The sequence below is a fragment of the Mesorhizobium sp. M0174 genome, assembly GCF_040322275.1.
Taxonomy (GTDB): Bacteria; Pseudomonadota; Alphaproteobacteria; order Rhizobiales; family Rhizobiaceae; genus Mesorhizobium.
Window position 1 is genome coordinate 262333 of sequence record NZ_JAMYTB010000005.1, and the last position, 25051, is coordinate 287383.

General features: G+C 63.2%; 30 protein-coding genes and 1 pseudogene. 12 read left to right on the top strand and 19 right to left on the bottom strand.

Translation table 11 applies throughout. The features are described 5' to 3' along the window. Positions 1 to 29: 29 nt before the first annotated feature. The 14 genes from ybgF to NKJ13_RS13490 form a co-directional block, all read right to left on the bottom strand. On the bottom strand, positions 30 to 1130 hold the full coding sequence (gene ybgF / locus NKJ13_RS13425; protein ID WP_352504954.1) for a tol-pal system protein YbgF: 1101 nt from the start codon (positions 1128 to 1130) through the stop codon (positions 30 to 32). A gap of 188 nt (positions 1131 to 1318) precedes the next feature. Further along, entirely contained in the window at positions 1319 to 1825 is a 507-nt protein-coding gene (gene pal / locus NKJ13_RS13430) for a peptidoglycan-associated lipoprotein Pal (RefSeq protein ID WP_352504953.1), read from the bottom strand. Positions 1826 to 2062: 237 nt separating this feature from the next. Continuing rightward, a complete protein-coding gene (locus tag NKJ13_RS13435) occupies positions 2063 to 2446 on the bottom strand; it encodes a four helix bundle protein (protein WP_352737828.1) in 384 nt (127 codons plus the stop codon). A gap of 61 nt (positions 2447 to 2507) precedes the next feature. Continuing rightward, positions 2508 to 3779 (bottom strand): Tol-Pal system beta propeller repeat protein TolB, encoded by a 1272-nt coding sequence (gene tolB / locus NKJ13_RS13440; protein WP_502896067.1) that lies wholly within the window; start codon positions 3777 to 3779, stop codon positions 2508 to 2510. A gap of 78 nt (positions 3780 to 3857) precedes the next feature. Beyond that, the gene (tolA, locus tag NKJ13_RS13445) at positions 3858 to 5015 is read right to left on the bottom strand and encodes a cell envelope integrity protein TolA (protein WP_352687204.1); all 1158 of its coding nucleotides are present in this window, start codon (positions 5013 to 5015) and stop codon (positions 3858 to 3860) included. Positions 5016 to 5022: 7 nt separating this feature from the next. Then, on the bottom strand, positions 5023 to 5481 hold the full coding sequence (gene tolR, locus NKJ13_RS13450) for a protein TolR (RefSeq protein WP_352504951.1): 459 nt from the start codon (positions 5479 to 5481) through the stop codon (positions 5023 to 5025). 9 nt (positions 5482 to 5490) lie between these two features. After that, positions 5491 to 6201, bottom strand: coding sequence for a protein TolQ (tolQ, locus tag NKJ13_RS13455; RefSeq protein WP_352489260.1), 711 nt, complete (start codon positions 6199 to 6201; stop codon positions 5491 to 5493). 294 nt (positions 6202 to 6495) lie between these two features. After that, a complete protein-coding gene (gene ybgC, locus NKJ13_RS13460) occupies positions 6496 to 6966 on the bottom strand; it encodes a tol-pal system-associated acyl-CoA thioesterase (protein WP_352471199.1) in 471 nt (156 codons plus the stop codon). Between the two features lie 127 nt (positions 6967 to 7093). Then, entirely contained in the window at positions 7094 to 8134 is a 1041-nt protein-coding gene (ruvB, locus tag NKJ13_RS13465) for a Holliday junction branch migration DNA helicase RuvB (RefSeq protein ID WP_023677999.1), read from the bottom strand. Positions 8135 to 8177: 43 nt separating this feature from the next. Continuing rightward, positions 8178 to 8798 (bottom strand): Holliday junction branch migration protein RuvA, encoded by a 621-nt coding sequence (gene ruvA / locus NKJ13_RS13470; protein WP_352737790.1) that lies wholly within the window; start codon positions 8796 to 8798, stop codon positions 8178 to 8180. A gap of 13 nt (positions 8799 to 8811) precedes the next feature. Continuing rightward, positions 8812 to 9234 (bottom strand): type II toxin-antitoxin system VapC family toxin, encoded by a 423-nt coding sequence (locus tag NKJ13_RS13475; RefSeq protein WP_352471201.1) that lies wholly within the window; start codon positions 9232 to 9234, stop codon positions 8812 to 8814. Continuing rightward, a complete protein-coding gene (locus tag NKJ13_RS13480; RefSeq protein WP_352471202.1) occupies positions 9212 to 9481 on the bottom strand; it encodes an AbrB/MazE/SpoVT family DNA-binding domain-containing protein in 270 nt (89 codons plus the stop codon). Before NKJ13_RS13480 ends, NKJ13_RS13475 begins: the two co-directional genes overlap by 23 nt. A gap of 56 nt (positions 9482 to 9537) precedes the next feature. Further along, positions 9538 to 10050, bottom strand: a complete 513-nt coding sequence (ruvC, locus tag NKJ13_RS13485; RefSeq protein ID WP_352737791.1) for a crossover junction endodeoxyribonuclease RuvC — start codon at positions 10048 to 10050, stop codon at positions 9538 to 9540. A 263-nt stretch (positions 10051 to 10313) separates the two neighbouring features. Beyond that, on the bottom strand, positions 10314 to 11168 hold the full coding sequence (locus NKJ13_RS13490; RefSeq protein ID WP_352737792.1) for an SDR family oxidoreductase: 855 nt from the start codon (positions 11166 to 11168) through the stop codon (positions 10314 to 10316). A 192-nt stretch (positions 11169 to 11360) separates the two neighbouring features. Between NKJ13_RS13490 and NKJ13_RS13495 the strand changes: the two genes are divergently transcribed. Then, positions 11361 to 11678, top strand: a complete 318-nt coding sequence (locus NKJ13_RS13495) for a winged helix-turn-helix transcriptional regulator (protein ID WP_245274745.1) — start codon at positions 11361 to 11363, stop codon at positions 11676 to 11678. Positions 11679 to 11716: 38 nt separating this feature from the next. On the opposite strand, the gene rcdA is transcribed toward NKJ13_RS13495, so the two are convergent. Continuing rightward, a complete protein-coding gene (gene rcdA / locus NKJ13_RS13500) occupies positions 11717 to 12244 on the bottom strand; it encodes a protease adaptor protein RcdA (protein ID WP_352450833.1) in 528 nt (175 codons plus the stop codon). Positions 12245 to 12825: 581 nt separating this feature from the next. Here rcdA and NKJ13_RS13505 point away from each other — a divergent pair. Further along, positions 12826 to 13377: a DUF2269 family protein gene (locus NKJ13_RS13505; protein ID WP_352454903.1), complete on the top strand. Its 552-nt coding sequence runs from the start codon at positions 12826 to 12828 to the stop codon at positions 13375 to 13377. A 41-nt stretch (positions 13378 to 13418) separates the two neighbouring features. Here the strand turns inward: NKJ13_RS13505 and NKJ13_RS13510 are convergent, their stop codons facing one another. Together NKJ13_RS13510 and NKJ13_RS13515 are read right to left on the bottom strand one after the other, a co-directional pair. Next, positions 13419 to 14189: a sulfite exporter TauE/SafE family protein gene (locus tag NKJ13_RS13510; RefSeq protein ID WP_352450835.1), complete on the bottom strand. Its 771-nt coding sequence runs from the start codon at positions 14187 to 14189 to the stop codon at positions 13419 to 13421. Between the two features lie 95 nt (positions 14190 to 14284). Then, positions 14285 to 14734 (bottom strand): Lrp/AsnC family transcriptional regulator, encoded by a 450-nt coding sequence (locus tag NKJ13_RS13515; protein WP_023678010.1) that lies wholly within the window; start codon positions 14732 to 14734, stop codon positions 14285 to 14287. 132 nt (positions 14735 to 14866) lie between these two features. On the opposite strand from NKJ13_RS13515, the gene NKJ13_RS13520 reads away from it, so the two are divergent. From NKJ13_RS13520 to NKJ13_RS13530, 3 genes are all read left to right on the top strand, one after another. After that, on the top strand, positions 14867 to 15751 hold the full coding sequence (locus tag NKJ13_RS13520; protein WP_352540309.1) for a DMT family transporter: 885 nt from the start codon (positions 14867 to 14869) through the stop codon (positions 15749 to 15751). 176 nt (positions 15752 to 15927) lie between these two features. Beyond that, positions 15928 to 16575, top strand: coding sequence for a thiamine phosphate synthase (locus NKJ13_RS13525; protein ID WP_352737793.1), 648 nt, complete (start codon positions 15928 to 15930; stop codon positions 16573 to 16575). A 1-nt stretch (position 16576) separates the two neighbouring features. Then, entirely contained in the window at positions 16577 to 17608 is a 1032-nt protein-coding gene (locus tag NKJ13_RS13530) for a tetratricopeptide repeat protein (RefSeq protein ID WP_352683356.1), read from the top strand. Positions 17609 to 17650: 42 nt separating this feature from the next. On the opposite strand, the gene NKJ13_RS13535 is transcribed toward NKJ13_RS13530, so the two are convergent. Further along, positions 17651 to 18667, bottom strand: a complete 1017-nt coding sequence (locus tag NKJ13_RS13535; RefSeq protein WP_352737794.1) for a zinc-dependent alcohol dehydrogenase family protein — start codon at positions 18665 to 18667, stop codon at positions 17651 to 17653. A 112-nt stretch (positions 18668 to 18779) separates the two neighbouring features. On the opposite strand from NKJ13_RS13535, the gene NKJ13_RS13540 reads away from it, so the two are divergent. The 7 genes from NKJ13_RS13540 to NKJ13_RS13570 all read left to right on the top strand — a co-directional run bounded on the left by NKJ13_RS13540 (position 18780) and on the right by NKJ13_RS13570 (position 24811). Continuing rightward, complete coding sequence (locus NKJ13_RS13540) at positions 18780 to 19637, top strand: LysR family transcriptional regulator (protein WP_352737795.1); 858 nt, start codon at positions 18780 to 18782, stop codon at positions 19635 to 19637. A 138-nt stretch (positions 19638 to 19775) separates the two neighbouring features. Beyond that, positions 19776 to 20342, top strand: coding sequence for an elongation factor P (efp, locus tag NKJ13_RS13545; RefSeq protein WP_023678016.1), 567 nt, complete (start codon positions 19776 to 19778; stop codon positions 20340 to 20342). Positions 20343 to 20367: 25 nt separating this feature from the next. Next, complete coding sequence (locus NKJ13_RS13550; protein ID WP_352737796.1) at positions 20368 to 21168, top strand: inositol monophosphatase family protein; 801 nt, start codon at positions 20368 to 20370, stop codon at positions 21166 to 21168. Between the two features lie 99 nt (positions 21169 to 21267). Next, positions 21268 to 21975, top strand: a complete 708-nt coding sequence (gene trhA, locus NKJ13_RS13555) for a PAQR family membrane homeostasis protein TrhA (RefSeq protein WP_352737797.1) — start codon at positions 21268 to 21270, stop codon at positions 21973 to 21975. 115 nt (positions 21976 to 22090) lie between these two features. Continuing rightward, complete coding sequence (locus NKJ13_RS13560; protein WP_352476085.1) at positions 22091 to 23116, top strand: MotA/TolQ/ExbB proton channel family protein; 1026 nt, start codon at positions 22091 to 22093, stop codon at positions 23114 to 23116. A 1-nt stretch (position 23117) separates the two neighbouring features. Beyond that, positions 23118 to 24149 (top strand): peptidoglycan -binding protein, encoded by a 1032-nt coding sequence (locus NKJ13_RS13565; protein ID WP_352465687.1) that lies wholly within the window; start codon positions 23118 to 23120, stop codon positions 24147 to 24149. Between the two features lie 266 nt (positions 24150 to 24415). Beyond that, a complete protein-coding gene (locus NKJ13_RS13570; protein ID WP_352737798.1) occupies positions 24416 to 24811 on the top strand; it encodes a hypothetical protein in 396 nt (131 codons plus the stop codon). 79 nt (positions 24812 to 24890) lie between these two features. Here NKJ13_RS13570 and NKJ13_RS13575 read toward each other — a convergent pair. Next, a pseudogene (locus NKJ13_RS13575) lies at positions 24891 to 25031 on the bottom strand (DUF1304 family protein); the annotation flags it as partial. Positions 25032 to 25051 lie beyond the last annotated feature (20 nt).

Below are 25051 nucleotides of genomic sequence, written 5' to 3' on the forward strand. Positions count from 1 at the left end.
TTTTGCGGCAGCGACACGCAACGGAAAAACTAGCACGCCGCGAGTGCCCTTTCCTGCTTGACCCGCTCCTTGAGCGCGCCGGAAATATCAGGGTAGCGCTTGCCGATCTCGCTGAAAGTGGCACAGGCCACGTCGCGCTGTTTCAGCCCGACCAGTGAAACGCCGAGCTTCAGCAGCATGTCGGGCGCCTTCTTGGCCTTGGGATAGTCCTTGCTGGCAGCGAGGAAAATCTCGGCCGCATCGCGGTATTTCTGCTGGCCGAGCAGCGATTCACCGAGCCAGTAATGCGCATCCGCCGCTTTGGCGTCCCGGGGAAAACGGGCGATGTGATCGCGGAAACCCTGTTCGGCGGTGCTGTAGTCGCCCGACAGGATGAACTGGTAAGAGTTGCGGTAAAGCTCCTCCGGGTCGTTGGTCGATGGGAGTGCCGCGACCACCGTGTCGTCGGATTTACCGGCCTTGTTGCCGGCCGCGCTGGCGCCGTTGGCTGGGGCCGTATTCTGCGACGGCGCGTTCGCCTGCGCATTGCCATCGGCTTCGACGACATTGCCGTTTTTGTCGACGGTGATGGTGCCGAACGTCTTGGGCGGCGCGCCGGGGATCAGCTTGCCGGGATCGCCGTTGGGCGATTCGATGATGACGTCTTCGACGCTTTTGCCGCCGTCTGCTGCCTTGCCCGCGTCGGCCGGAGCCTGCGTTGCCGGGACCTCCGCCACGTTACCGTCGCTGCTGGGCGCGGCCTCGGACTTCTTCTGTCCGGCCGGCTGCTGCGCGCCTTGCGGACCGCCTTCCAACTGCTGGAAACGGAATTCGTTGTCTTCCTGCTGCTTGCGGATCTGCTCCTGCATCTGCAGAACCTGGAAATTGAGTTCCTCGATCTTGCCGTTCATCTGCCGGAGCTGTTCCTCCAGCGCCGGAGTGCCGGTGCCATCCTGTTGTGCGAATTGAACCTGATCCGGCTTTTTCCTTTCGCCGAAAATGGCGGGCAGTTTGATCGTCGGCAGATGGAAGGAAAAACCGCTTTCCGATGACTGCTCGGTGGCGTTTGCCCCGATACCGTCAGCAAGTGCCGCGATACTTGATACGAGCAGCAGCGCAAGCGTGCCGCTCAAGACCGATCTGAAATGCATGTGCCTCTCGCCGTGAAACCATTGTTGCGCGCCTCTCACTCGAAGTAGACCAGCCAACTGGGGACTGGCCAGACGCTCTCGGCTCTTAACAGGACGTGAGACTTCGGCCAAATTTTGTTTGGAGCGAGCAGATACGAAAAAGGCGGCCCTGCGGCCGCCTTTCGCACTAAGTGTTGCATTTTTGCCGATCAGGAGCCGGCGCCGCTCAGGGTGGTCACGGCGCGGCGGTTCTGCGACCAGCAGGAGATGTCGTCGCAAACCGCGACCGGACGCTCCTTGCCGTAGGAAATGGTCTTCAGGCGCTGCGCCGAAACACCCTTGGCGACCAGGAAGTCGCGGGTGGCGGCAGCACGGCGGGCGCCGAGCGCCAGATTGTATTCGCGCGTGCCGCGCTCGTCGGCATGGCCTTCGATGACGATGGCATACTGCTTGTACTGGTTCAGCCACTGCGCCTGGCGCGACAGCGTCGTCTGCGCATCGGCGCGGATCGAGGAAGAATCGGTATCGAAGAAGATGCGGTCGCCGATATTGACGGTAAAGTCCTGGGCCGACCCGGGCGTTGCCGCGCCGGCGCCGTTGAGGCCGAGATCGGCGGCGCTGTTCGGCGTCTTCTTCGAGGCGCAACCGGTGATCGCGAGCATCGCGACGAGCGCGATCATGACCGGGTTTGTGGTAAGTGCTGCGATACGGCCCATGCCGCCTCTCCTTCGCAATTCGAGTGATTTCATTGATCGTCCAGTAACCACGTTTGGGTTAACCGACGCTCAAGAAACACGGTTAAAATTTGGTTTCGGCTGCCGTCCGCAACCGTTCTGCCGAGGGCTACTCAAGGGCGACAATGAGCGCGGACCGTAGGCGGAAATGCGGCCAAAACATGAAAAGAGGGAATTGAGGAGTTGAGGAATTGAGGAATTGAGGAATTGAGGAAGAGATCACCTCAGCTTCTCTCTGAGATTGACCAGCATTCCATAGACGCGGGCATAGGATTGCAACCAATCGTCGCGTTGCGCCTGTGTGATGTACTCGAGGTCGAACGCATACGAAATCCAGGTCTCCACTTCACTGCACGATCCTATGGCCATCGAAGTGAACCGTGCGAATTCGGGCTTGGAGTGGGTCTGTTTGGCAAAGCCTTCGGCCAAATTGGCGCAGATCGCCTTGCTGGAACGACGTAGTTGATCGGCGAGCGCGTATTGCTCCATTTTCGGAAAGGCAAGCGTGGCTCTGTGTACCCCAAGGGAAACCGCATAGGCACGCTTATAGACTTCTAAATCCCTCGCGTGCTCGATGTGACCTCTGCCTTCTCCATTCTTCAGTTCTTCAACTCTTCAGTTCTTCAACTCGTCAGTTCGTCAGTTCTTCAATTCCTCTTCCCGCCTATTCCAGCAGCGGCGACCAGGCCGGATCCGAGGCGAAGTTCGCCGTCGGGATCGGCTGTTCGTTGCGGCCGGTGAGATCGACCGAAACAAGTTTTGGTCCGCCATTGGAATCACGGAAGAACATCAGCACCCGGCCGTTGGGTGCCCAGGTCGGCCCTTCCTGCTGAAAGCCGGTAGACAGGATGCGCTCACCCGAACCGTCGGTGCGCATGACGCCGATCTGGAATTCGCCGCCGGTCTGCTTGGTGAAGGCGATGAGATCGCCGCGCGGCGACCATACCGGCGTCGAATAGACGCCGTCGCCGAACGAGATGCGGGTCTGGCCCGAGCCGTCGGCGCCCATCACATAGATCTGCGCGCGGCCGCCGCGATCCGAGGTGAACACCACCTTGCTGCCGTCAGGCGAGTAGGACGGTGAGGTGTCGATGGCGGTCGAGTTGGTAAGCCTGGTCGTCGAGCGGCTTCTCAGGTCCATGGCGAAGATGTTGGAATTGCCGTCATCGCGCAGCAGGCTCATGATCACCTTCTGGCCGTCGGGCGAAAAGCGCGGCGCAAACGTCATGCCGGGGAAATTGCCGACCAGCTCGCGCTGCCCCGTCTCGATCTGCAGCAGGTACACCCGCGGCTGACCGCTTTCATAGGACATGTAGGTGATTTCCTGCCGGTTCGGCGAGAAGCGCGGCGTCAGCACGATCGATTTGCCGTTCGAGAGATAGCGGACGTTGGCGCCGTCCTGGTCCATGATGGCAAGCCGCTTCTTGCGCGCATTCTTGGCACCGGACTCGTCGATGAAGACAACGCGCGTGTCGAAATAGCCCTTCTCGCCGGTCAGCCGCTCGTAGATCGCATCGGCGATGATATGGGCGACGCGCCTGGTATTGGCGTCGTTGGCGAAGAACTGCTCGCCCGACATCTGCTGGCCGGCAAACGTGTCCCACAACCGGTACTGGGCGCGAATGCGGCCGTCAGCCTCCTTGCCGACACTGCCGGTGACCAGCGCCTGCGCATTGATCACCTTCCAGTCTTCGAAGCGCGGCGTGGCATCCGGGCTCGAGATCTTTTCAATGAAAGCGCTTTTGTCGATCGGCGCGAACAGGCCGGAGCGTTTCAGGTCGGCACTGACGATGCCGGAAATCTCGGCGCCGAGCGCATCGCCGCCCTGGAAGTCCGTGATGGCGATCGGCAACGGCTCGACATTGCCCTTATTGACGTTGAGCTCAACGAGCGCCCGCGCCGGCAGGGTGACGGCAACGGTCATACCCAGCGCCATCGCTGCGATCGTCAGGAGCGGCTTGAGGATGGATTTCATGTCTTCTCGCTTCTTTCGCTGATTCTGTGAGCGCCGGGCCTAAAGGCCGAGCATCTCCCTAGGGTCAAAAGTGACCCGAACGTCGGACCAGATGTCTTGCTTGCCCGCCGGAACCTGCAGGCCGGCCATGTCGCATTTCTGAACCGCGCGCACTGCACTTTCGTCAAACGGGCGGTTTCCGCTCGATTTTTCGACAGTAGGCCGGCCATCCAGCTTGCCGGAGGCGTCCAGGTTGAACTGGATCACAGCCACGAAATTCTCCGAACCCTCGAGCCCTACCGGCAGGGTCCAGCAATTACTAAGCTGGGCCTCCAATGCCCCCTGCTCCGATTTCGAAAGCTTCTGGCCCTGATCCTTGTCGCCGCCGAGCGATGCTTGCTGGGTCGAGCGCTTGGCGCCGCCGCCGGACGGCTTCCGCTTGTCGAGCAGAGCCGAAATCTCGTCGGCGTTGAACTGCTTGTCTTCAGATTTCGGCCTGGACGAGGCTTCCTTGACCGGCTTGTCGGCATCCTTGCGCTCGGGCGCCTTGGCGCTTTCGGCCTGGGCCGGCTGCGGCTTCGGCCGAGCCTCGGGTGCTGGCGCCGAGTCCGGAAGCTGCGCCTCCTCGGTCGGCGGTTGCTTGGCAATCGCCTCGGCGACGGCATCCGGCTTGACCTCGGGCTGCGGATCGATCGCGGCGGTCTTGTCCTGCGGTGGCGTGGGCGTCGGCTCCGTGGCCGGCGTCGGCTTGGGCTCGGTCTGCTTGACCGGCTCGGGCTTGACCTCTTCCTTCGGCTGCGGCACCGGCGCGACCTCCGTAGCGGGAATAGGCTTCGGCTCTTCCTTCGGCTTCGGCACGTCCTCGGGTTTGGGCTTTTCGACCGGCGTCGGCGCGGGTGGCGGAGCCGCCGTCATGTCGACTGGCTGGGGCTTGGGCTCAGGTGTCGGCGGCTTGTCGGTATCGACGCTGTTATCGCCGACTTTCTGGGCATCGGGAACGATGTCGGGACGCTGTGTCGGCAGCGGCGCCGGCTTGTCATGCATCACAGACTTCTTGTCGCCTTGCAGGACCTGTGCCGTCGCTTCCATCGGCACGATCTCGACCGACACCGATTCCGCATCGGACGCAGGCATCGCGGGCGGCGAGGACAAGGTGAACAGCCCGAAGGCAATCGCCACCGTATGCAAGATCACCGATGTGGTGAGGCCGGTCCTCATCTTGCGTCTACTGATCCTGTTCCTGCAGTGAAACCAGGCCGATATTCTTGTAGCCGGCAGCCGAGATGCGGGCCATCACCTTCATGGCCGTGCCGTAATCCGTCGCCTTGTCACCCCTGATGAAAATGCGCTCGTCATAGCCCGTCTTCGAGATCGCCTGCAGCTTCGCCACCAGCTCCTCGACAGGGATCTCGGTTTCCTGGAGGTAAATCTGACCGGCCGGGTTGATGGACACGGTTATAGGCTGCGTATCGGCGTTCATCGCCTTGGCCTGCGTATCCGGCAGGTCGATCGGCACGCCGACCGTCAGCAAGGGTGCTGCGACCATGAAGATGATCAGCAGCACCAGCATCACGTCGACCATCGGCGTGACGTTGATCTCCGATATCAAGGCGTGATGGCGGCCGCGCCGCCTGTGGCCGCGCCCGCCGCGTCCTCCGCCACCTGCGCTTACGGACATTCCCATGATCGTTCCTCAGGCCTTCTGCGCGACTTTTTCATCGATTTGGCGCGAGAGTATGGCGGAGAACTCATCCGCAAACCCTTCCATGCGCACCGCGATCTTGCTCGCGTCCGACGACAGCTTGTTGTAGGCGATGACGGCCGGGATGGCGGCGAGCAGGCCGATGGCTGTCGCCAGCAGCGCTTCGGCGATGCCGGGCGCGACCACCGACAGGCTGGTGTTCTTCGAGGCGGCGATCGCCTGGAACGAGGTCATGATGCCGATCACGGTGCCGAACAGGCCGATGAAGGGCGCCGCCGAGCCGGTGGTGGCGAGAAACCCGAGCCGCCCTTCCAGCTTTTCCATTTCGCGGGTCAACGCCAGATCCATCGCCTTGTCGATGCGGGTCTGCAGGCCGAGCGGCGATTTCGCGCCCTTCTCGAAGCTTTTCTTCCATTCGCGCATGGCGGCGACGAAGATCGCGCTCATGCCGGTCGTCTTGCGGTCGGCGAGCGTGCGGTAAAGCTCTTCCAGCGATTGTCCCGACCAGAACACCTGCTCGAAGCGGTTGAGCGCCAGCCGCATGCGGGCATAGGCGACGAGCTTGTCGACGATGATCGCCCAGGTCCAGATCGAGGCGCAGAGCAAGCCGATCATGACCAGCTTGACCACCCAACCGGCCTGCATGAACAAGGCCCAAATCGATAAATGCGCGCCCGGGTCGGCGAGAGCGATGTTTTCCATGTTACGTCCTTAAAGATTTTCGGGGCGTGGCTGGCGGCTGGCCCATGGGCATCCCTTGTGGTCCGTTCGCGTTAAGCTTGCGGAATAACCCCAAATGCACCGTTGGCGGCCTTTTCGGGGCAAATATTGGTGAAAGGAAGGCGCTTGGATTCTTCCAATCTTAACCAATCCCTTCATGGACCGTTATGGTTAAGGATGGGTTAGGACGTACAGCGCGGCGCATTGCCGCGCCCCGACGACCAGCCCGGCGATCCTCGCCCGGACGGGAGCTCCGGATCTTCCGCCTCTGAACTCTTATTTGCGCGTTCCGGGCATGAAGGCTGCCACCCAATCCTTGGGAAAGCGCCGCGGCCGGCCGTTCTCGCCGACGATCGCCGCTTCGACCCGCGCCTCGACCAGCACTTCGCTGCCGCGTTTCAACTGCTGCGCCATGACGATGCGGGCGCCGGAAATGTCTTCGGTGCGCGTATCGATGGTCAGGATGTCATCCATGCGGGCCGAACCGCGGAAATCGATCTCCATGCGCCGCACCACCCAGACTATTTTCTCGCCATGCTTGCCGTCGGCAAGCTCGGTGTGGTGGACGCCGGCCAGCCGCAGATAGTCGGACCGGCCGCGCTCGAAGAATTCGAGATAGCGCGCGTGGTAGACGACGCCGGAAAAATCGGTGTCGGCATAATAGACCCGCGCCATCAGTCGATGGCCGAATTCCGTCAGCGCGCCGGAAAGTCCGGCGGACAATGCCGATTCACCGTGATCGTCCATTGCGCTGTCCTTTTGGCCCGACAGGCCCTGTTTCAAGCAACACCTGTTTTGCGCATAGACCGGCGATGATCAAGACCTGGAGGGCTGGGCCGGGGACTGCCAGCACCGAAGCCATAAGCAGCGGAACCTAGGGTTCTTCCTGGAACAGGCTGATCTGCTGCTGCGCCAGGTCCTTTGGCGCGTCGAGGCCGAGATGCCGCCAGGCATTGGCCGCCAGCACGCGGCCGCGCGGGGTACGCATGATGAAGCCTTGCTGGATCAGAAAGGGTTCGATGATGTCCTCGATGGCATCGCGTGGCTCGGAAAGCCCGGCCGCGATGGTCTCGATGCCGACCGGCCCGCCGCCGAAATTCCGGGCGATCATCGACAGATAACGGCGGTCGAGCGCGTCGAGGCCGAGCCCGTCGACCTCCAGCCGCGTCAGCGCCTCGTCGGCGACCTTGCGGTCGACATGACCGTCGCCGGCAACGCTGGCGAAGTCGCGCACCCGGCGCAACAGCCGGCCGGCGATACGCGGCGTGCCGCGCGCCCGCCGGGCGATCTCCAAGGCACCGTCGTCGCCGAGCGGCATGGCAAGGATGCGGGCGCCACGCCGCACGATCTGCTCGAGTTCCTCGACCGAGTAGAAATTGAGCCGCACCGGAATGCCGAAGCGGTCGCGCAGCGGGTTGGTCAAAAGGCCGAGCCGGGTGGTGGCGGCGACAAGCGTGAAGCGGGCCAGGTCGATCTTGACCGAGCGCGCCGCCGGCCCCTCGCCGATGATCAGGTCGAGCTGGAAATCCTCCATCGCCGGATAGAGGATTTCCTCGACCGCCGGGTTGAGCCGGTGGATCTCGTCGATGAACAGCACGTCGCGGTCTTCGAGGTTGGTGAGCAGCGCCGCGAGATCACCGGCCTTGGCGATGACCGGACCCGAGGTCGAGCGGAAATTGACGCCGAGCTCGCGCGCCATGATCTGCGCCAGCGTCGTCTTGCCGAGGCCGGGCGGGCCGACGAACAGCACATGGTCGAGCGCTTCGCTGCGGCCCTTGGCGGCCTCGATGAACACTTTGAGATTGGCCCGCACCGCCGCCTGGCCGACGAAGTCGCCGAGCGTCTGCGGCCGCAAGGTCTGCTCGGCGTCCTCGCCGCGTCTGTCGGGAGCAATGAGGCGTGGCGAAAGGCTCATGCCGCCTTCCTTGCATATGGCAAGGGACCGGACAAGCAACGTCTCACCGTGCCAGCTCCTTCAGCCCGAAGCGGATCAGCTTCGAGGCGTCCACCTCCTCGCCTGCCGTCTTCAGCGCTGCCGCCACCGCATTGGCGGCGGTGTCGCGCGAATAGCCGAGATTGACCAGTGCCGAGACGGCGTCGGTAATCGGCGCCGAGGCAACGCCCTCACCGAGCTCCTGCTTCAGGCCGATGGTGCCGGAGGCAGTGCCCGCATAGGCCGGCGCCTTGTTCTTCAATTCGGTGACGATGCGCTCGGCGACCTTCTTGCCGACGCCGGGCGCGCGGCTGACCATGGCGATATCGCGCAGCGCAATCGCATTGGCGAGGTCGGCCGGCGCCAGCGTCGACAGGATGGCCAGCGCCACCTTGGCGCCGACGCCCTGCACATTGTTCATCAGCAGCCGGAACCACTCGCGCTCCAGCACCGACTGGAACCCATAGAGCCGCAGCATGTCCTCGCGCACATAGGTCTCGATGAACAGCACCACCGCCTCGCCGGGCGGCGGCAACGCGGCAAGCGTGCGCGCCGAGCAATAGGCGACGTAGCCGACGCCATGCACGTCAACGACGCAGAAATCCTCGTCGATCTCGTCCAGCGTGCCTTTTAGCTTGCCGATCATTTGAGCTTGCCGATCATGCCGGGTGGGTTTCCGGAGAGATGATATCGAGATCCGGGAAGTAGCTGCGATAGCGCGCGGCATCGCGCGTCAGCAGCCGATGCCCGGCGACAACCGCATGGGCGCCGATAAAGAAATCCGGCAGCGTTCGTTCGCCAATGCCGCCGGCGCGGCGATAGCGGGAATGCGTGACACCAGCGAGGAAGGCTGCTTCCCACGGCAGGAATTCGCGATCCATCTTGAGCATGTCGACTGCTTGGCGAAGGGCCTGTTCGGTCGCAATCAACGGCGCGAGCTCGGACCAGACGATTGCATTGATTACGAGTGCGCCGTCGCGCCGGCATGCGGTAATCGCGGATGCCGACCATTTCGTCTCCCGTCCGGCAGGACCCCAAACGTCGATCAGGACATTTGTGTCAATCAATGTCGAGATCTTCACGTGGGCCCCTCAGCCATTCCATATATTCGTTCGCCGTCATGCCTCCCAGATCCAGCGTACCGGCCATACGGCCGAGCATCTGGCTGAATCTGCGCGAGGCTTCCTCCTCCGACATGTTTTCGTCGACGGCTATGACACGAGCCCCGTCCTCGGTGGGGACGAACTCCACCTCCGAGCCCGGGCCGATACCCAGATGATCCCGTATTTCCTTCGGGATAGTCACTTGGCCCTTGGTGGTAACGCGCATGGTAATACCTCGTTGGTATTACTTATTGCCCACTGGAGAACAAGTCAAGAACAACCTTATCCGGCCAGCGCCACCATCCTGTAGGCGATGCTCTGCCGGTGATGCGCGTGACAGATGGCGATAGCCAGCGCGTCGGCGGCGTCATCGCTGTCGAACGTCGCCTTCGGCATCAGCACCTTGACCATCATGTGGATCTGCTTCTTGTCGCCATGGCCGACGCCGATCACCGCCTTTTTGACGGCGTTTGGCGCATATTCGGCAACGACAAGGCCGGCACGCGCCGGCACCAGCATGGCGATGCCGCGTGCCTGGCCGAGTTTCAGCGTCGCTGCGGCGTCCTTGTTGACGAAAGTTTGCTCGACCGCCGCCTCCTGCGGCATCGCGGCATGCAGGACCTCGGCGAGCCCGTCATACAACTGGCAAAGACGCACCGCCAGGGCGGCCTTGTCGTCGGACCGCACCGTGCCGGAAGCGACGAAGCGCAGCGAATTGCCGAGGCTCTCGACGATGCCCCAGCCGGTGCGCCTCAGCCCCGGATCGATGCCGATGATGCGAATCGCTTCCCCCATCCGTCAAATCTACCTTCGGGGGACAGCGATGCCAGCGAAATGTGAAACAAACCAGAAACAGCAAGCCGAGTCTGTTTAGAGAATGTTTGAGAATCGCTCTGGCGAGACAGATAGCGTGGTTTTCGAGACCGGAGCGGAGCGTACATAAGTACGCGAGCACCGGAAGCGCGGAAAGCTGCGCTAGTCTTGTCGTTTGAATAACTGTTGGCGCGAGCGACAGACGGTCCTCTGATCCTTTGGCGGATGTGACAGCCATCTCGGTTTCAACCGCGCAATGCTGCCGCAACGACGCTCTCCAGTGGCGTTGTCGGTCGACCGATCAGCCGGCTCATGGCGCCGCCGTCATCGAACAACGCTCCGCGTGAGGCTGCAATGTCGGCATCGGCCAGGATAGCGGCGAGATCGGCGGGCAGCCCGGCGCCTGTCAACACGCCCTCATAGGCCGCCCCGGCAAGATCGTTGTAGGCGATCGCCTTGCCCGATTGCCGCGAGACCTTCGCCGCAAGCTCGGCGAGCGTGAACGCTCGGTCCGCGGCGAGCTCGTAAATCCTCCCTGCTTGATCCTCGCTTGTCAGCACCACGGCCGCGGCCTCGGCATAATCCTGCCGCGCCGCGGACGAGAAGCGCCCCTCATTTGCGGCGCCGATGAAGGCGCCGTGCTCCAGAGCCGCCGGGAGCGCCATCAGATGGTTCTCGGTGTACCAGCCGTTGCGCAGGATGACGGCGGGTAGGCCGGAGGCCGCGATGACCTCCTCCGTCTGCCGATGTTCGACCGCGAGCCTCGCGGGAGACGTGTCCGCATGCAGCATGCTCGTGTAAGCGATCAGCGAAACCCCCACCCGTTGGGCGGCCTTGATCACTGACCGATGCTGCGGCAAGCGGCCGCTGACTTCGGTCGAGGAAATCAGCAGCAGTCTATCGACGCCGGCCAGCGCCATCGGGAGCGTGTCGGGACGATCATAGTCCGCCTCCCGCACGACTACGCCGCGTTGGACAAGATCGCGGGCCTTTGCCGGATCACGAACCGCCGCAACGATCCGGCTGGCCGGAACTGTCTTCAGCAGTGCGTCGATCACGAGACGGCCAAGCTGTCCTGTTGCTCCAGTTATTGCGTACATCGTTCTGTCCATTTCGTGGTTGGATGGATTGAGAGCCTCAGATAACGGCTCTCGTTACCCGCGGAAACCACGTATCTTGTAGTTACCATCATTTTCCGGTAACCAACTGGAAACTCTCATGGAAGATGCGCGATGGTCCTCAGGATGCGAACGAAGGTGAAGGCGCTTCCCGGCTGCCCCATGTCGAGGTGCATGGCGCTGCTTGGCGGGTGCTGGACACCCGAGGTGCTCTGGTCCTTGAGCGACGGCCCGCGCCGGTTCTCCGAATTGCGCCGCGATATCCCAGCCATTTCGGCGAAGGTGCTGACCGGCAGGTTGCGCGATCTCGAGGAGCGTGGCGTCCTCGCACGCCACGTGATGCCGACATCGCCGCCGACCGTGGAGTATGAGCTGACGTCATTGGGGCAGGAGCTGCTCCCAGCGATCAGGTCTATCGTGGAGGTCGGATCGCGCCTGCTGCTGCGTGATTCTCCCCGCCTGATGATCGCGAGCCCGTCCCTTCGCGGTTAGTCTAGATGGCCGCCGGAGTAGAATTATGAAACGGTCTCTCAGCCGCGGGCGAAAGCCGTGTTGAGCAGCGTGATCTGGTCGGAGACCGGATTGAGGCGACGGCTCGACGGCGGCACCTCGGCAAGGCCGCCATAGATCTCCTCGTCCATCCGGCGCACCAACGCCTGCAGCCGCAGCGAACGGTTGACGAGGTCGATGAAATCCTTCGGCAGCTCGGCCCAGCCGGGCGCCTCGTCATGCGCCGAGGCAGTGTCGAGACGCACCTTGGATTTTTCTGAGGCCACCTGATCGCGGGTCATCTCGCCGGAATTCGCCGCCCGCTGCAAAAGCAGCCACGAGGCGACCTGCATCAGCCTGGTGGTCAGCCGCATCGATTCGGCCGCATAAAGCGTCGCCGCCAGCCTCGACAGCTTCTTGGCCTCGGCGCGGCCCTTGCCGTCGAGATATTCGGCCGCCTGCTCGACCAGGCCCATGCCTTCCTGATAGAGCGGCTTGAAGGATTGGGAGAAAACCCGGCGCTCCGCCAGCTTGATGGTTTTCGCGCTCGCCTTCGAAGGCTCGTTCATCGCTACGCCCCTGCACTTGCCTGACAGCCGGCCGATTCGGCTCTTGGCCGCCATATCCGGCAGCCTAAACGACTGAAGCTTGAAAATGCGCTTCGCTGCCAGCGAAGGCAAGCACATGTTTAACAAACGGTTAACGGCCGCATTTAGCCGGAAGGACGCCCATGCCGGCGGACAAAAAAAGAGCCGCGGATAAGGCGGCTCTCAGGAGTTTAACAGGGAGGCGTCAAACAAAGTGGCTCCAACCACTCGGTAAGAATCCAGATCACTGGATGGACATAGTAAACGCCTGTAAAGCTTAACGAAGCCTTAACGCAGGGCATATTTTTCGATCAAGCGCCCAGCATCTGTGCCGTAACAGCACAGCTGACTGGCCACGGCACCCGTTCCCACTACCGGCTGGAAAGTCGGGGCGACGCGCTTGCGCCATGTTTCCTCCAGATCGTGACCGACATATCGAAACAGATCCGCTCGCCGCGCGACATCGTTCCGAAACAGGCGCCGCGGTAAACGCCCGCTCCTCGCAACGAGGCGGAGCAAACCTTGCGCTCCGGCAAATCATCAAATCTCTCAAGGAGCGAATAATGGACTGGTACTCGGCCGTTAAATTTCTGCATATCGTCTCGGCGATCCTCTGGGTCGGCGGCGGCTTCACGCTGATGCTGCTCGCGGTACGCGCCGACCGCGCCGGGAACGTCGAAGGCATGCTGCAGGCGATGCGCGCCACCGGCGAGCTCGGCAACCGGTTCTTCGCGCCGATGTCGATGCTGACATTGCTTTTCGGCCTCATCATGTGCGGCTTCTGGGTCGGCTTTTCCGATCTGTGGGTGCTGATCGGCCTTGCCGGTTATGCGACGACCTTCTGCATCGGCATGTTCATCTTCAAGCCGACTGCCGACCGCATGGCAGGCATGATCGCCAAGGATGGCGTGACGCCGGCAGTGCTTGCCCAGGGCCAGCGCGTCCTCAGCGCCGCGCGCTTCGACTATTCGGTGATGCTGGTGATCATCGCGGACATGGTGCTGAAGCCGACGCTGCACGACATCACCATTCTGGGCTGCATGGCGCTCGTACTCGCAACCGGCATTGCCCTGGCGCTTGGCAGGACGCGGCAGCTGCTGCCGAGTGCCGCCTGAGGTGTAAGGATATCCGGCGGCGGCCGAATGGGGCCGCCGTCTTACAGGAGGCCGGCGATGCCGTCCCACAGAAGCTTGACCGCGACGACCGCCACGGTCGCATAGGTGAAGGGATAGAACAGCTCCGGCCGCATCCGCCGCACCAGCCAGGCGCCGGCGATGGTCGACAGCGGCGCCAGCGGCATCAGCACCGCCGACGCGGTCAAATTGGTGGTGTCGAACTGGCCGAGCGCGAAATAGGGGATGAGCTTCAGCGCATTGGTGACGGCGAAAAAGATCGCCGCGGTGCCCGACAGCACCTTCGGATCGAGCCTGATCGGCAGCGCATAGACCTGAAAAGGCGGGCCGCCGACATGGGCGACGAAGCTGGTGAACCCGGCAACAGTACCCCAGAAGCCGGCGGCGACGCGGTTGGGCTCCGCCGCGTGGCCGGCACCGTGGCGGAGTTGCAAATAGAGCCAGCGCAGCACGAAGATCAGGGCAACCGCGCCGACGATCAGCCGCACCATCTCTTCGGTTACAAGTGCCGCCGTCAGCCAGCCAAGGGCGATGCCGATCACGGCGCCCGGCATCATGTCGGCCAGCATCTTGCGGTCGAAGATGCCCCACCACGTCCATACCGAGACAATGTCCATCAGGCACAGAATTGGCAGAAGAATTGCGGCAGCCTGAACCGGCGGCATGGTCAGCGCCATCAACGGCACGCCGACAAAGCCGACGGCGCCGCCGAAGCCGCCTTTCGACAGGCCGACGAGGATGACGGCCGGAATGGCCGCGGCATAGAACCAGGGATCGACGAGCAGGCCTGACATGGGGAAGGGACGCTGGAGGGAAAGTTGAACTCTGGAATAGACCAGAAATGGCCAGACCGCGACCGCAAATATGTGGGCCACGCCACCGAAACCCGTCACATGTTTGGCATGTCGAGCGGCGGCGGGCGTCTCCGGATCGGCTGCGCCTTGATGATGGCGGTGCTGGTTTCGGCCTTGTCGGCAATGCGGTCGAGAATCCCGTCCAGCTCGCCGATCGAGCGGACGAACAGCCGGGCAACGAAGCAGTCATCGCCCGTCACCTTGTCGCATTCGCCGAATTCCGGGATTTCCTCGATCAGCTTCTGGACGATGTGCAGCTTGCCCGGCAATGGCCGGATGCGAACGATCGCCTGCAAGGCGTAGCCGAGCGCCTGCGGATCGATGTCAATGGTGAACGCGCGGATGACGCCGCGATCCTCAAGCCGCCGAAGCCGCTCCGAAACGCTTGGCGACGACAACCCGACCTGCAGCGCCAGTTCCTTCAGCGAGGTCCGTGAATCCTTGACCAGGATATCGAGGAGCTTTCTGTCGAGTTCGTCCAGCATTTTACAATTCCAAGAAAAAGCCGATGTCTACCTAATTAAATGAGGTTCGTCCTGCATATCACCAGCTGCAAGTCATGGAAATACCCGATCCGCCGTGGGATTATAAAATCTCAACGGGTTTCAGGAGCATCCATGGACAACACGGTACGCGGCACGATCGAAATGACGGCGGCGATGGCGATCCTCGGCACGATCGGCTGGTTCGTCGTGCTTTCCGGCCAGCCCATCATGGACGTGGTGTTCTGGCGCTGTGCTTTCGGGGCGGTAACGCTGCTGATCATCTGCGCGGCGCTGGGACTGCTGCGTGGCAGGCTGTCGCTTCGCATCGTCGCGATCGCGGCTCTCGGCGGTGCTGCCATCGTTATCAACTGGCTGTTGCTGTTCAGCGCGTTTTCCCGCGCGTCGATCTCGATCGCCACGGCCGTTTACAACACGCAGCCCTTCATGCTGGTAGGTTTTGGCGCGCTCTTCTTCTCCGAACGGCTGACGGTGACCAAGCTGACCTGGCTCGGCATCGCCTTTGCCGGCATGCTGCTGATCGTGCAGGCCGCGCCCGATGCAGGCGATCATGGTACGGATTACTTTACCGGCATTGCGATGGCGCTGGCCGCGGCTTTCTTCTGGGCCGTTGCGGCTATCGTCACCAAGAAGCTCAAAGGCACGCCGCCGCACCTGATCGCCCTGATCCAGGTCTGCGTCGGCGTTCTCATGCTGGCACCTTTCGCCAATCTCACCCACCTTCCCGCCGATGCGCGGAGCTGGGTCATGCTGGCGACGCTCGGCATCGTCCATACCGGCCTGATGTACATCCTCATGTACGGCGCCATCCAGAAGCTGCCGACGCATCTGCAGGGATCGCTGTCCTTCATCTATCCCGTCGTCGCCATCCTCGTCGATGTCGTCGCCTTCGGCCATCGGCTGCATCCGGCGCAGATCGTCGGCGCCGCCGCCATCCTGGTCGCCGCGGCCGGCATGAATCTCGGCTGGTCGCTGTGGAAATCGAAGGTGCCTGCGTAGGGCCGCAGGCGACCAGGCGAGGAGAATTTCGGCCAACGGCAGTCATGCGCCGAGCCCTATGGAATCGTTGACGGCAATCGTGATCCCCCTGCCGCCTGTTCAATCCCCGCACTTTGCTCTATGCCGCAATGCAACCATCTTCGCCCGGCATAGGCGATAACCGGGATCGAACACCAATGAATGACGCAACGCCGCCCAACCGCTGCCGTATCGTGCTGATCGCGCCGCCGAACGTGCCGGCCGAGCGCATCGCCGCGGCCTTCGAGGGCGGTGACGTCGCCTCGCTTATCCTGCCGGAAAACGGTATGGACGAGGCCTCTTTCCAAGCCTTTGCCGAGCAGATCGTGCCGGTGGCGCAAGCGGCCGGCATTGCCGTCATCATTGCCGGCGACACCCGCATCGCCGGCCGCGTCCAGGCCGACGGCATTCATGTCGAGGTCGGCAAGGACGAGCTCGCCGAAACGATCCAACACTTCCAGGCCAGGATGATGGTCGGCACCGGCGGCGCCAAGACCCGCGACGATGCGCTGGAACTCGGCGAAGTCAGGCCTGATTACATTTTCTTCGGCCGTTTCGGCTACGACAACAAGCCTGAGCCGCACCCGCGCAACCTGTCGCTCGGGCAATGGTGGGCGGACGTCATCCAGATCCCCTGCATCGTCATGGCCGGATCCGATCTTGCCTCGGTGGAAGCGGTCGCCGCCACCGGCGCTGAATTCGTGGCGCTGTCCAGCGCCGTCTTCGCCGACGACGTCGATCCGAAGATGGCGGTCGCCGCCGCTAACGCGCTGCTCGACGAAACCGCGCCGCGCTTCGAGGACTGACGTGCTCTCGCGGAAAATCCTTTTCAGCGCCTTTCTTGCAACGGCCGTGACGCAGGCGATAGCGGCGGAACCCGTTCCGCTGCCGCAGCCCAGGCCGGATTCCAGCGAACCTGCCGACAAGCCGATCGCCGCACAATTGCCGCAGCCCGCCACCACCACCCCGTTGCCGTCGGCCGACACCATCAACCCCGACCGCTTCGGCGCAAAGCCGTCCGATGCTGCCTACGGCGCCTTTCAGCGCGGGCTCTACAAGACGGCCTACAACCTTGCGCTTTCGCGCGCTCAAAACGGCGATCCGGCGGCACAGACGCTGGTGGCCGAGATATTGTCGCGCGGCCTCGGCGTGCCGGTCGACGCGGCAGGGGCGGCGAAGTGGTATGCGCTTGCCGCCGAGCAGGGCGTCCCGGAATCGCAATTCCAGTATGCACTGATGCTGCTCGACGGCCGCTACGTCAAAAAGGACGAGAAGGAGGCCTATGCGCTGATGCAGGCCGCCGCCGAGGCCGGCAACCGCCTGGCGCAGTTCAATTTTGCGCAGCTGATGGTCGAACAAGAGCCCGGCGATGCCGGTATTGCCAAAGCCGTATCCTATTACGAGCGCGCTGCCGCGACCGGGCTTGCCGACGCACAATATGCGATGGCACAGGTCTACGCCAATGGCGCCGGCGGCAAGCCGCGCGACGATGTCCGCGCCCGCAGCCTGCTGGCACAGGCCGCGCGGCAGAACTACGACACGGCACAGATCGATCTCGCAACCTGGATGATCGAGGGGCGCGGCGGCGCCCGCGACCTGAAATCCGGCTTCAACTGGATGAAGCAGGCCGCCGAGGGCGGCAATGTCGCCGCCCAGAACCGTCTCGCCAAGCTCTACATGAACGGCATCGGCACCGACCCGGATCTGATCCTCGCCGGCGCCTGGTATGTTGTCGCCCGCCGCGCCGGGCTCATCGACCAAGAGATGGACGATTTCCTGCAGGGCCTGACCGACGACCAGACGCAGCAGGCGCTGCAACGGGCCAACCGCCTGCCCTGACCGCGGTCTCGAGACTCATCGCACCGGGCTCGTCAGGCGGGCTCATTGGGTATGATCGAGCACGACCTTGCCGAAGGGCGAGCCGTGTTCAAGGTACCGAAAGGCTTCGGCGGCCCGGCTCCATGGCACGACCCGGTCGATCACCGGTCTCAACCGGTTGACGACAATGGCTCGGTTCATCGCCTCGAAGGATTCGCGTGAGCCCACCGGTATGCCTCGCGCCCGGACCTGCCGGCGGAAGATGTCGAGCGGGTTGATGGCGCCGTCACTGCCGCCGAGATAGCCGATGACGTTGATCTGGGCGCCGCGCGCCGTTGCCCTCAGCGATTGTGCAAAACTCTGCGGTCCGCCAACCTCGATGATATGGTCGGCGCCGCGGCCATCCGTCAATCCCAGCACGGCCGATGCCCAATCGGGGACGCTGCGATAGTTCACGCCATCCTGCGCGCCAAGTTGCTTTGCCCGCGCAAGCTTCTCATCGCTGCTCGACGTCACGATGACGCGCGCCCCGGCAGCGGCGGCGAACTGCACCGCAAACAGCGAAACGCCGCCGGTGCCGAGGCAAAGCACGGTGTCGCCGGGTTTGACGCTGCCTTCCGTAAACAGCGCGTGCCATGCCGTCACGCCGGCGCATGGCAGCGTCGCCGCCTCGAGGTCGCTCAGATTGGCCGGCGCCAGCACCGCCGCCTGTTCGTCGAGCCGGGCAAATTCGCTGAGCAGCCCGTCGATCGGGCCGCCACGTTGATAGGAGGGCTCGGCCATCGCGAAACTGCCGCCGACCCAGCGTTGCCAGAACGTGCCGCAGACCCGGTCGCCGATCTTGAACCGGCTGACCTCGGCGCCGATGGCAACGACTTCGCCGACGCCGTCCGACAGCGGCACCAGCGGCAATGCAAACTTCGTGTGATAGCCGCCGCGGACGATCTCGGCATCGCGGTAGTTCAGCGCCGTCGCCTTGACCTTCACAATCATCTCCTGGCGCCCCGGTTCAGGCATCGGCCGCTCGACCATTCTGAGGCTCTTGAGGCCGCCCGGGCTCTGCAATTCGATCGCTTTCATCGTCGTTCCTTTTCAGCTGGGTCCTGCCAGAGGAAAATCGCTTGCCATCCATCGGATTTCAAATTCATAATGTTCAGGATAATTATGCTTATCTGACATGTTCGGGTGTGTCGTGCTTGAAGAACTGAAAACACTGGCGCTCTTTGCCGAGGAGGGTTCGATTCAGAAGGTGGCGCAACGCCTGCCATTGACGCAGCCGGCCGTCACCCGCCAGATCCAGCGGCTGGAGGAGATGCTCGGCACGGAATTGCTCGACCGCCGGCTAAAGCCGTCGCGACTGACCCCGGCCGGCGTAGAGGTGCTGGCACGCGGCAAGGACATTCTCGCCGCCGTCGACGCGCTGAGATCATTCGCCAAGGGCGACGAGCCGGGGGGCCTGCTGCGGCTCGGCCTCGCGCATGGACTTTGCGACAAAGCCGTGGCCGCCGCCATTGGTGATGCCGTGGCGCGGTTTCCGAAGGTCTCGCTGCGTCTGAAGAGCGGCTGGAGCCTTGAGCTGGCCGACCAGCACAAGCGCGGACAGCTCGACCTCGCCTTCATCCTGGACGGCAGCAATTCCAAAACTGGAGACGGCGTTGTCGGAACCGAGCCCCTCGGCATCATCGCTGCCGAAAACACCAGCCGGCAAGCCGACGTCAAGACCACGCCCTGGGTCCTCAGCCCTGAACCCTGCGACGCGCGCCGGCGGCTGGCGGCTGCCCTGGCCGAGGACGGCCACAGGTTGATGGTCGGCGCCGAGATTCAGGACAGCGCGCTGCAGATCGACTGGGTTCGTCGAGGCCAAGGCCTTGGCCTGCTGCCCAGGCGGCTGCTGCGGGAAAAGCTGCCGCAGGGCATTGCCCTGGTCGACGCTCCCGGCCTCGAGCTGTCGCTGCGAATTGTCGTCCTGCGTTCGCCGCACCTGCATCTTTTGAGAGAGGTCGCCGACGCAGTGACCGAGGCCGTCACCGCGACTGTCAGGACGGACTGAGGCCGCCACGCCGCGCTGCCGGGCCAGCTTCGTTCCCGCTTCATCGGAAGGCGCTCCTTGCCTCTGCTGGCGATTTGTGGTCTTGGAGGCGCCAAATTGCCCTTTGCGGCGATCATCTCATTTCCGGATCACCTCACCATGGCCAAGATCAATGGCAACGAAATCCGTCCCGGCAACGTCATCGAGCACGATGGCGGCCTTTGGGTGGCGGTCAGGACCAACACCGTCAAGCCCGGCAAGGGCGGCGCCTACAACCAGGTCGAACTCAAGAACCTGATCAACGGCACCAAGCTCAACGAGCGCTTCCGTTCGGCCGAGACGGTCGAGCAGATCCGGCTCGATCTGAAGGATTTTTCTTTCCTCTACGAGCAGGGCGACGCGCTGGTGTTCATGGACACCGAAAGCTACGAGCAGCTCGAATTGCAAAAGGAGTTCGTCGGCGATCGCGCCGCCTTCCTGCAGGACGGCATGATGGTGACGGTCCAGCTCTATGACGAAAGGCCGATCGGTATTTCGCTGCCCGACCAGGTGACGCTGACCATCACCGAGGCCGACCCGGTGGTGAGGGGCCAGACGGCAGCCTCGTCCTACAAGCCGGCGATACTCGAAAACGGCATCCGCGTGCTGGTGCCGCCGTTCATCGGCTCGGGCGAGCGCATCATCGTCGATACCAACGAAATCACTTACGTGCGCCGCGCCGACTAAAGCGCGGGCAGCAGGAAGAAACACAATGGCGCGTTCCGCGATCCTCAATGTCATGGTCCAGGCCGCAATGAAGGCCGGCCGCTCCCTGTCGCGTGACTTCGGCGAAGTGCAGAACCTGCAGGTCTCGATGAAGGGGCCAGGCGACTATGTCAGCCAGGCCGACCGCAAGGCCGAAGACATCGTCTTTGCCGAACTGTCGAAGGCGCGGCCCGGCTACGCCTTCCTGATGGAGGAACGCGGCGTGATCGAGGGCGACGACGGCCAGCACCGCTGGATCGTCGACCCGCTCGACGGCACCACCAATTTCCTGCACGGCATTCCGCTCTTTGCCGTTTCGATCGCGCTGGAGCGCCAGGGCCAGATCGTCGCCGGGGTCGTCTACAATCCGGCCATGGATGAACTCTATACCGCCGAGCGCGGCGGCGGCGCTTTCATGAACGACCGCCGGCTGCGCGTCGCCGGCCGCACCAAGCTGGTCGATGCGGTGATCGGCTGCGGCATGCCACATCTCGGGCGTGGCCAGCACGGCAATTTCCTCATCGAGCTCCGCAATGTCATGGCCGAGGTTTCTGGCGTCCGCCGTCTCGGCTCCGCCTCGCTCGATCTCGCCTACGTCGCCGCCGGCCGCATGGACGGGTTCTGGGAAACCGGCCTGTCGGCCTGGGATGTCGCCGCCGGCATCTTGCTGATCCGCGAGGCGGGCGGTTTCGTCTCCGATTTCGCCGGGGGACAGGACGTGCTGAACGCCGGTTCGCTGGTTGCCGGCAACGAACTCATCCAGCGCGCGCTGTTGAAGACCATCAAAAGGCCACTCTCAGCCAACTGATAGAGGCGCGCCGCGCTGAAGCGCCGCAGTCGCAAAACCGCAACCAAAGCTTGAAATACTCGCCCGCGGCCGCCCAGATAAGGCGACGCAGGATCATCGATGACGAACAGCCGGCCCAAATCCCAGAGCGAATTCTCCCAGCTCGACATTCCTTTTATGGGGCGCTGGCATTACTCGCGCGCCGAGATCATCGCCGACGGCGTTGTCCACGCCGTGGGCATCGTGCTGGCGATCGCTGCCGGCTCGACGCTGCTGGCACTGGCCGCCTATCGAACCGGCCCCGGCGAATATGTCGCCGCCGCATTCTATGTGGTCTCGCTGCTCACCGTGCTGTCGATTTCGCTGGCCTATAATGTCTGGCCGGTGTCGTCGCCGGCAAAATGGATATTGCGGCGCTTCGACCATGCCGCGATCTACCTGCTGATCGCTGCCACCTACACGCCTTTCCTGGCCCAGCTCGGCGGCTCGCCGCTGGCCGTTTCGATGATCGTCCTGGTCTGGACCGCCGCGGCGGTCGGCATCGCCATCAAGGTCTTTCTTCCCGGCCGTTTCGACCGGCTGGCGATCGTCTTCTATCTAGCCATCGGCTGGAGCGGTCTCGTTCTGGTGGAGCCGCTCGTGCGGACGCTGCCGGCGACATCGATCGCGCTCATCGTTGCCGGCGGCATCGTCTACTCCTGCGGCGTGATCTTCTTCGCCTGGAGGGGCCTGCGCTTCCACAATGCGCTGTGGCATGGCTTTGTCGTCACCGGCGCCGGCCTGCATCTGGCCGCCATGGTCGACTGCCTGGTCATCAACCGGCTTTGACCTCCGGTCGCGGACAGTGGCAATATTGCCAAGCGCCATTCAATTTCGTCACAATTCCGTTTAGAGTCGCAAACACAAATTGATCGGCGGCGACGGCATCGGAAACGGGGCACGGATGACTCTTCTCAGATCCTTCGGCATGGGCAGGCGCTCCGACGTTCTGATCTACGATCCGCACAAATTGTCGAGCCCGCAGGTGTTTCTGCTGACCATGGTGATCTTTCTGTTCATCGTGGCCTTTATCGCCGCCATCCTGACGCGCCAGATCTCGACCGCCTTCGTCACCAATCCCGGTCTCAACGGCCTGATCATCGGCGTGCTTGCGGTCGGCATCCTGCTAGCCTTCGTCCAGGTCGGCCGGCTGTTCCGCGAGGTGCGCTGGGTCAACTCGTTCCGCGCCGGTTCCGAGACCACCGAACCGGTGCTGCTGGCGCCGATGAAGGCGATGATCGGCCGCTCCTCGACGATTGCCTTCTCGACCAGTTCGATGCGCACCATGCTGGATTCGATCGCCACCCGCCTCGACGAAAGCCGCGACACGTCGCGCTACCTTGTCGGACTGCTGGTGTTCCTCGGCCTGCTCGGCACCTTCTGGGGCCTGCTCAACACGATCGGCTCGATCCGCGAAACCATCGAGTCGCTCGATCCCGGCACCGGCGATGCCGCCGCCGTGCTCGAATCCCTGAAGCAGGGGCTTTCCGCGCCGTTGGCCGGCATGGGCACCGCCTTCTCGTCCTCGCTGTTTGGCCTCTCCGGCTCGCTGGTGCTCGGCTTCCTCGACCTGCAGGCCGGCCGCGCCCAGACGCGCTTCTATACCGAACTCGAAAACTGGCTGTCCTCGGTCACCGACCTGTCCTCCGACATCGTCGTTGCCGACGCGGCGAGGACCGAACCCTCCGAGGAAATCCGGCTGTTGTCGGAAAAACTGCGCACTCTGCAGGAAAATGGCGGCGGCTCCAATCCGCGCGTGGCCACTGCCATGGCCAATCTCGCCGACGGCATTTCCGGCCTGGTCAAGAACATGCGCTCGGAACAGCAGATCATGCGCGACTGGGTCGAGGCCCAGTCCGACGAGCAGAAGGCGATGCGCAACACCCTGGAGAAGATCGCCGACGCCTTGAAGAAGCCCGGAGTGCATTGACGTGGCGTTGGCGCGAGGCCGGCGCTCCGACCGCCGCATCGATTACTGGCCGGGCTTCGTCGATGCGCTGTCGACGCTGCTGTTGGCGATCATGTTCCTGCTCACGGTTTTCGTTTTGGCGCAATTCCTGCTCGGCCGCGAGATCTCCGGCAAGGACACGGTGCTCAACCGCCTCAACTCGCAGATCAATGAGTTGACCCAGCTTCTGGCGCTGGAGCGCTCGACGACACAGGACAAGGAAGACACCCTTGCCAATTTGCAGGCATCGCTATCCGCATCGGAGGCCGAAAAAAGCCGGCTCGAGCAATTGCTGGCGCAAGGCGCCGGTGCCGGCGATGCCGCCAACCAGCGCGCAACGGCCCTTTCCGGCGAACTCGACAGCCAGCGCCAGATCAGCCAGCAGGCGCTAAGCCAGGTCGAGATCCTCAACCAGCAGATTTCGGCGCTGCGCAAGCAGATCGCAGCGCTCGAACAAGCGCTCGACGTGTCCGAAACGCGCGACCGCGAATCCAACACCAAGATCGCCGATCTCGGCCGCCGCCTCAACGTCGCACTGGCGCAACGCGTGCAGGAGCTGAACCGCTACCGGTCCGATTTCTTCGGCCGCTTGCGTGAAATTCTCGCCGATCGCGAGAACATCCGTATCGTCGGCGACCGCTTCGTCTTCCAGTCGGAAGTGCTTTTCCCGACCGGCTCTGAAGTGATCAACGATGCTGGCAAGGTCGAGATGAAGAAGCTTGCCGATGCCATCATCGAATTGCAAAAGGAAATCCCGCCGGAGATCAACTGGGTGCTGCGCGTCGATGGCCACACCGACAACAAGCCGCTCTCCGGCACCGGCCGCTACCGCGACAATTGGGAATTGTCGACGGCGCGCTCGACCTCGGTGGTCAAGTTCCTGATCGAGAACGGCGTGCCGGCCAACCGGCTGGTCGCGGCCGGCTTCGGCGAATTCCAGCCGCTCGACCCCGCCGATACCGAAGAGGCGCGCAACAAGAACCGCCGTATCGAGTTGAAGCTGACCGAGCGGTGATCTGCAAGCCTTTGGCTTATATCATGCGCCAGGGCGAGCCGGCTCAAGTCGGCGGCATTTAGGGCACTGGTGCGGCAGCGGCAAGAGCTGAAAAAATTACCTTTTTTTAATTACATTTTGCCGCCGTGACCTTTTTGGCCTTGGTCATGGGCCTAGAGCCGCCGGCGTGGAACCGCTGATCGCGACGCGACGGAACCTGACGGCCCGCGGCCGGAAGGCAGCGCCCCCTCCCAACCACCGCCTTCCCCAGTAAAGGAGATGCAACCATGCGCTTCTTCGCTCCCAGGAATCTTAGGACCGCTGCGCTCGCCACACTTCTCCTCGTTCCGTTTGCCGGCGCTTACGCCGGCCCACGCGAGACGGCCTTGATCAATCAGATCCAGAGCGTGGAGACAGCTATCCAGGGCGCCATCCAGGCGAACAAGCTCGAGCCGGGCGAGGCGCGTGACTTGCGCACGCAGGTCGCTCAACTCGACCAGGCCGCCGAGAGGGCCGCACGCGAGGGAACGATGCCGAGCACGCAAGATCAGCAGTTGCTGGCGCAGCTCGACGATGTCAGCCAAAAGCTGCGCGCTGATACCGGCAGTGCCTTCCTCATCGGCAACGGCGCCGATGGCGGATACTATCCGAACGGCTATGGCCCAATCTATCCAGGCGGCTGAAACCGGCCGCAATGCCCGGCGCTGTGGCAATTGATTTTGCGCATGATCCTTGTCCAGCTTTCGGTTCAGGGATCATGCGCTAGCCCAACGCCTGCGCAATCAGCGCCAGCACTGCCGGCACTGTTCGGATGAACAGGATTTTACGGCCCGCCGTTGCCGCGCCGTAAAGGCCGGCGACGGCGACGCAGACCAGGACGAAGGCTTTGAACTGAAAACCGGCCGTTGCGGCCGGCATTCAAT